Genomic DNA, 6,454 nt, shown 5'->3' with positions numbered 1-6,454 from the left:
GGAGAGTAGGACGCCGCCAAGCACAAGAGTAAGAGCACTACCTTAATGGTAGTGCTCTTTTTGTTTATGTTCTTGACTTATTGCAGATATTATCTTTGTCTAGAGTATCTATATTTTATTTAAATGAGGAAGAGGATAGCATGTGAAGCATGTTTAGGGTGGAGATCCGTGTAGAATTAGCTTCTTTACGTGTTGACAGCCTATATCCCCTTTGCTAAGATAGTACAAATATATTCCCGTAAGATGAGATCGACGGCCGACAAGGATATGGATAGGGGCCGCTGGGACAATAGAGCTGAGGAGGAAAACCCTGGTGTGGGAAAGTAAATTTACCAAAGAAGGACTTACTTTTGATGATGTGCTCCTGATTCCTAGAAAGTCTAATGTATTGCCGAAGGAAGTGGATGTGTCTACAAGATTGAGCGATAAGGTCAAGCTTAACATTCCATTGATTAGCGCAGGCATGGATACAGTTACTGAAGCAGCTCTTGCTATCGCAATTGCTCGCGAAGGTGGGATCGGGATTATCCATAAAAATATGCCAATTGAGCAGCAAGCAGAAGAGGTAGACCGCGTTAAACGTTCGGAGAGCGGTGTTATCACAAACCCCTTCTCGCTTACTCCAACTCATTTGGTGACAGACGCGGAGCAGGTTATGGGTAAATTCCGCATTTCTGGTGTGCCTATTGTGGATGAGGATCAGAAGCTGGTAGGTATTCTTACGAACCGTGACCTTCGCTTCATTCATGATTATAACATCGAGATCAAACAGGTGATGACTCACGAGAACCTCGTAACTGCACCTGTAGGGACAACCCTCCAACAGGCAGAAGTTATTCTGCAGCAGCACAAGATTGAGAAGCTCCCGTTAGTCGATGAGAACAACGTACTCAAGGGCCTGATCACGATCAAGGACATCGAGAAGGCGATTCAGTTCCCGAATGCAGCCAAAGATTCACAAGGGCGCCTGTTGGTAGGTGCGGCTGTTGGGATCTCCAAGGACACTTTTGAACGGACGGATGCCTTGGTTAAAGCTGGCGTAGATGTGATTACCGTTGACTCGGCACATGGTCACCATATCAACATTGTTGACGCGGTACGTGAGCTCCGTACACGTTACCCTGAACTGACTATTATTGCAGGGAATGTGGCAACAGGACATGCTACAAGGGATTTGATTGAAGCAGGAGCAAGTGTAGTAAAAGTCGGAATCGGACCGGGATCGATCTGTACGACTCGCGTGGTATCTGGTATCGGTGTACCACAAATCACAGCAATCTATGACTGCGCTACTGTAGCACGCGAATACGGTGTTCCAATTATTGCAGACGGAGGTATCAAGTACTCCGGTGAGATACCTAAAGCAATCGCTGCAGGAGCTCATGCGGTGATGCTCGGTAGCCTGTTCGCAGGAACAGAGGAGAGCCCGGGTGAATCCGAGATTTATCAAGGGCGCCGCTTCAAGGTATACCGCGGAATGGGTTCATTGGCTGCGATGAAGCAGGGCAGTAAAGACCGTTATTTCCAAGATGATGACAAGAAGCTTGTACCTGAAGGCATTGAAGGACGGGTTGCTTATAAAGGACCGTTGTCTGACACAATTCATCAGCTTATCGGAGGCCTTCGTTCAGGCATGGGTTACTGCGGCACTGCTAATCTGGACGAGCTTCGCGATGAGACGGAGTTTGTTCGCATTACGGGTGCAGGGCTGCGTGAAAGCCATCCGCACGATGTGCAAATCACGAAAGAAGCACCGAACTACTCGTTGTAATTTTCGGGAATTAGAGGGTAATCATGGTCAGGCAGGACGATTTTCGTTCTGCCTGTCTTTTTTTTGCGGCATACCCTGTGTTAGAATAGAACAAGTAATTGATTGAGATCATGAGGGGAGCTTAAAGGTAACTTGAAACCGTTAGAAATGAACACGAAGCCTAAACGGCGTATCCTTCGTAAGAGTGTCACGTCGCTTTTGATGATTAATATGCTGTGCTTATCCATTATTCCCGCTTTAACCCTGGCTGAAGGACAAGCGGTGGCTGCACCAAGCAGTAAGACAACTGCTGTAGCACCATCGGCGGATAAATTAGGCCTCAACGTAAAGTCAGCGATTCTGATTGAGGCAACCACAGGGCAGGTCCTGTACTCTGTAAATGGGGACGAGGCTATGCCGCCGGCAAGTATGACCAAGATGATGACAGAATATATTGTTGCCGAACAGGTTAAACAGGGCAAGCTTAAATGGAGCGATGTTGTAACTGTTAAAGAGAACGCCGCGAAGCAGATCGGTTCACGTGTCTTCCTTGCCGAAGGCGACCAACATACCGTTGAAGAGCTGTATATCGCGATGGCTATCGCGTCTGCCAATGACGCAACTGTAGCTTTAGCGGAGCGCGTAGGGGGCACGGAGCAGGAGTTTGTTAAGATGATGAATGCAGAAGCGAAGCGTATGGGCATGCAAACAGCCTATTTTGCTAACTCTACAGGTCTTAATGTCGGAGATATGCCTGAGGGTTATCGCCCAGAGAACCCGAAAGAAACAGGTATGTCTGCAAAAGATGCTGCTACTCTAGCCAAATATATTGTAACTGATCATCCGGACTTTACTCGGTTTACTACGATGCAATCATACAAATTCCGCGATCGCGATAAAACTCCACTGGTCAATTTGGACTGGATGTTAGAAGCAAATAAGTCAAATATTAATTTCAAGCAGTACGCTTATCCTGGATTGGATGGTCTCAAAACAGGGCATACCGAGAATGCAGGGAACTGCTTTACGGGTACAGCGGTACGCAATGGCGTTCGTCTTATTAGTGTAGTTATGGGAACTGACGCGAACTCACAGAAATCCCGTTTTGTTGAAACCAAGAAGCTGCTCGATTATGGCTTTGACAACTTTGAGGTTAAACAAGTCGTTGCTCCAAAAACTACGGTTAAAGGTGCAGAGAAAGTAAGCGTGAAGAAAGCAACCAATACTGATGTATCTGTAGTTACGGACCAGGCTGTAAGTTTTGTGGTGCAAAAGGGAGCTGATCTGAAAGGGATCAAGTCCACGGTGAAATGGCTGGATAAGGACAAGCTAACGGCTCCATTGCCAAAGGGCACGAAGGTTGGAACCATAACTTATACCTACAAATCCGACAACTCTTCGGCACCAGCCGAGAAGACGGTGAACTTGATTACTGCCGAGGAAGCTGAGAAAGCCGGCTGGTTCAAGCTGCTGCTTCGTGCAATCGGTCAATTCTTTGTAGATCTGTTCAATGCGATTAAGAATTTATTCTAAAGCTTGCTAACGAGCGGGTAATCGTAATTTGCGATACATCGATTTAGTTCCTTCAATATGGTTGTGTAATTAAGGCTAATCTTGTAAAATAACAAGTTAGATCAAAGACGTGTATTGAGAGACAGGAATTAGAATTTGGTATATATATTCGGGAGGTATGGACATGGAAACTGGAACATCTCGTGTAAAAAGAGGTATGGCTGAAATGCAAAAAGGCGGCGTCATTATGGACGTCATGAACGCTGAGCAAGCTAAGATCGCTGAAGCTGCTGGTGCAACTGCAGTTATGGCACTTGAGCGCGTACCATCTGACATTCGCGCTGCTGGCGGCGTAGCCCGTATGGCTGATCCTACAATTGTAGAAGAAGTTATGAAAGTGGTAACTATTCCGGTTATGGCTAAAGCCCGTATCGGACATTTTGTAGAAGCTAAGGTGCTTGAGTCCCTGGGCGTTGACTACCTCGATGAGAGCGAAGTACTTACACCAGCTGACGAAGTGTACCACATCGACAAGCGTGAATTCACCGTTCCATTTGTATGTGGAGCAAAAGACCTGGGAGAGGCTCTTCGCCGTATTGGGGAAGGCGCGTCCATGATCCGTACCAAAGGTGAACCGGGAACAGGTAACATTGTTGAAGCCGTACGTCACATGCGTCTGATTAACAGCCAAATTCGCAAGATTACCAATATGTCGAAGGACGAGCTGTATGCAGAAGCCAAGAATCTTGGCGTAGCTTATGACCTGCTGCTTGAAGTTCATCAGAACGGCAAGCTGCCAGTCGTTAACTTTGCAGCCGGTGGTGTAGCCACTCCTGCAGATGCAGCCTTGATGATGCACTTGGGCGCAGACGGTGTATTCGTTGGATCTGGTATTTTTAAATCAGAGTATCCTGAGAAATTCGCACGCGCAATTGTGGAAGCAACTACTCACTACACAGACTATAAATTGATTGCTGAAGTATCCAAGAACATCGGTACACCGATGAAAGGGATCGAAATTTCAAAATTGACTGCTGCTGAGCGTATGAGTGACCGGGGCTGGTAAGCCCTGGTGCTTCGGCAAATCCAATCTTTGGCTTGATATAGAAGGATGATGACCGTTATGAAAATAGGAGTTTTGGCGCTGCAAGGTGCCGTTGCCGAACATATCAGAAGCATTGAACGTACTGGTGCTGAGGGCGTCGCTGTTAAGCACACGCATCAGCTGAAGGATATTCAAGGTCTGATCATTCCCGGCGGAGAGAGTACAACCATAGGTAAGTTGATGAGAAGATATGAGTTCATGGATCCGATTCGTGAATTCTCAGCTGAAGGCAAGCCGCTCTTCGGAACCTGTGCAGGACTGATTGTACTTGCCAAAGAGATCGACGGTGGAGAAGAGCCCCATCTTGGTTTGATGGATATTCGTGTCTCGCGGAACGCATTCGGACGTCAACGTGAAAGTTTCGAAACGGATCTGGATGTGAAAGGGATCGACAATCCTGTACGGGCTGTGTTTATTCGTGCGCCGCTGATTACTTCTGTTGGCGATGGTGTGGATGTGCTATCCACCTACAAGGATGAAATGGTTACCGCCCGGGAAGGACATATGCTTGTTAGCTCCTATCACCCAGAGCTTACGGAGGACTTTTCACTTCATCAATATTTTGCCGATATGGTACGACAGTATAATTAACGCATTGAAACTAACTACATCTGGTCTGGAATGCAAGAATTCCGTCCGGATGTAGTTCAATTTTAGCCGATATTCGGAGTCCTGCGCGGACCGAATGGAAGATTGTGACTCACTGGTGATACGTTCCTAATGGAGTTAAGCTCAGAGGGTTTCAATTCATTTCATTCTGTACAGTCAAGGCTGCTGCCCTAGGAGGGACTAGTTATGTTAGATGTGAAGATTTTAAGAAATGAATATAGCCGGGTTGAAGAAGCTCTTCAAAAACGTGGCAAGTCACTTGATCTGATCTCGGGCTTTCCGCAGCTGGATGAGAAGCGCCGTGAACTCCTACAAGAGAGCGAACAGCTTAAGAACCGCCGCAATGTAGTGTCGGCAGAGGTAGCCAAGCGCAAGAAGAATCGTGAAGATGCGGACGAGCTCATTACGGAGATGCGTGAAGTGGGTGACCGAATCAAGGCTTTGGATGATGAGGTGCGGGTTCTTGAGGCTCAGATTGATGAACTTACAATGGCTATCCCGAACATTCCAAATGAAAGCGTACCCGTTGGATCTTCGGAAGAGGACAATGTGGAGATTCGCCGCTGGAGTGAACCACGTCAATTCGAGTTCACGCCTAAGGCTCACTGGGAACTGGGTTTGGATCTAAACATTCTTGATTTTGAAGCGGCTGCCAAAGTGACGGGTTCCCGTTTCACCTTCTACAAAGGCTTAGGCGCCCGCTTGGAGCGTGCTCTTATCAGCTTTATGATGGACCTTCACAGCAATGAACATGGCTATGAGGAAATGCTGCCTCCGTACATTGTGAATCGTGACAGCTTATATGGCACTGGGCAGCTACCGAAATTTGAAGAAGATCTCTTCAAGCTGCGGGATACGGAGTACTACCTGATCCCTACCGCTGAAGTGCCGGTTACCAATTACCATCGTGATGAAATTCTAAATGCTGAGGACCTTCCCCGTAATTATGTAGCGTACAGCAGCTGCTTCCGTTCTGAAGCGGGTGCATCCGGACGTGATACACGTGGGTTGATTCGCCAGCATCAATTTAATAAGGTGGAAATGATTAAAATCGTCCATCCTGAGAAATCCTATGAAGAGCTCGAGAAGATGACTCAGAATGCAGAGCGTGTACTTCAGCTTCTTAAGCTGCCTTACCGTGTCCTGGCTTTATGTACAGGCGATATGGGCTTCACAGCAGCCAAGACGTATGACCTTGAGGTGTGGCTCCCTGAATCGGGGATGTACCGCGAAATCTCTTCCTGCTCCAATGTAGAGGACTTCCAGGCGCGTCGGGCTAATATCCGATTCCGTCCAGAGGCGAAAGCCAAACCGGAATTCGTGCACACACTGAATGGATCGGGTCTTGCTGTAGGACGTACAGTTGCGGCAATTCTTGAGAATTATCAGCAAGAGGACGGAAGTATCGAGATTCCTGAGGTTCTTCGTCCATACATGGGAAATATAAATCACATTTCTCCAAAAAAGTAGTTGCTTAC

Annotated in this window: 5 protein-coding genes; all 5 read left to right on the top strand. The window is 47.2% G+C overall.

Going from position 1 to position 6,454, the window contains the following annotated elements:
* Positions 1–313: 313 nt before the first annotated feature.
* The 5 genes from guaB to serS all read left to right on the top strand — a co-directional run bounded on the left by guaB (position 314) and on the right by serS (position 6,446).
* Positions 314–1,771: an IMP dehydrogenase gene (gene guaB / locus EJP77_RS18870; RefSeq protein ID WP_127200814.1), complete on the top strand. Its 1,458-nt coding sequence runs from the start codon at positions 314–316 to the stop codon at positions 1,769–1,771.
* Positions 1,772–1,903: 132 nt separating this feature from the next.
* A complete protein-coding gene (locus EJP77_RS18865; RefSeq protein WP_425464265.1) occupies positions 1,904–3,283 on the top strand; it encodes a D-alanyl-D-alanine carboxypeptidase family protein in 1,380 nt (459 codons plus the stop codon).
* Between the two features lie 163 nt (positions 3,284–3,446).
* A complete protein-coding gene (pdxS, locus tag EJP77_RS18860; protein WP_127200813.1) occupies positions 3,447–4,328 on the top strand; it encodes a pyridoxal 5'-phosphate synthase lyase subunit PdxS in 882 nt (293 codons plus the stop codon).
* Positions 4,329–4,385: 57 nt separating this feature from the next.
* The gene (gene pdxT / locus EJP77_RS18855; RefSeq protein ID WP_127200812.1) at positions 4,386–4,958 is read left to right on the top strand and encodes a pyridoxal 5'-phosphate synthase glutaminase subunit PdxT; all 573 of its coding nucleotides are present in this window, start codon (positions 4,386–4,388) and stop codon (positions 4,956–4,958) included.
* Between the two features lie 204 nt (positions 4,959–5,162).
* Entirely contained in the window at positions 5,163–6,446 is a 1,284-nt protein-coding gene (serS, locus tag EJP77_RS18850; protein ID WP_127200811.1) for a serine--tRNA ligase, read from the top strand.
* The last annotated feature ends 8 nt before the right edge of the window (positions 6,447–6,454 follow it).

The organism is Paenibacillus zeisoli, from assembly GCF_003994465.1.
Lineage (GTDB): Bacteria > Bacillota > Bacilli > Paenibacillales > Paenibacillaceae > Fontibacillus > Fontibacillus zeisoli.
Note: the sequence above shows the minus strand (reverse complement) of the source record. Positions and strands in the feature narration are given on the sequence as shown.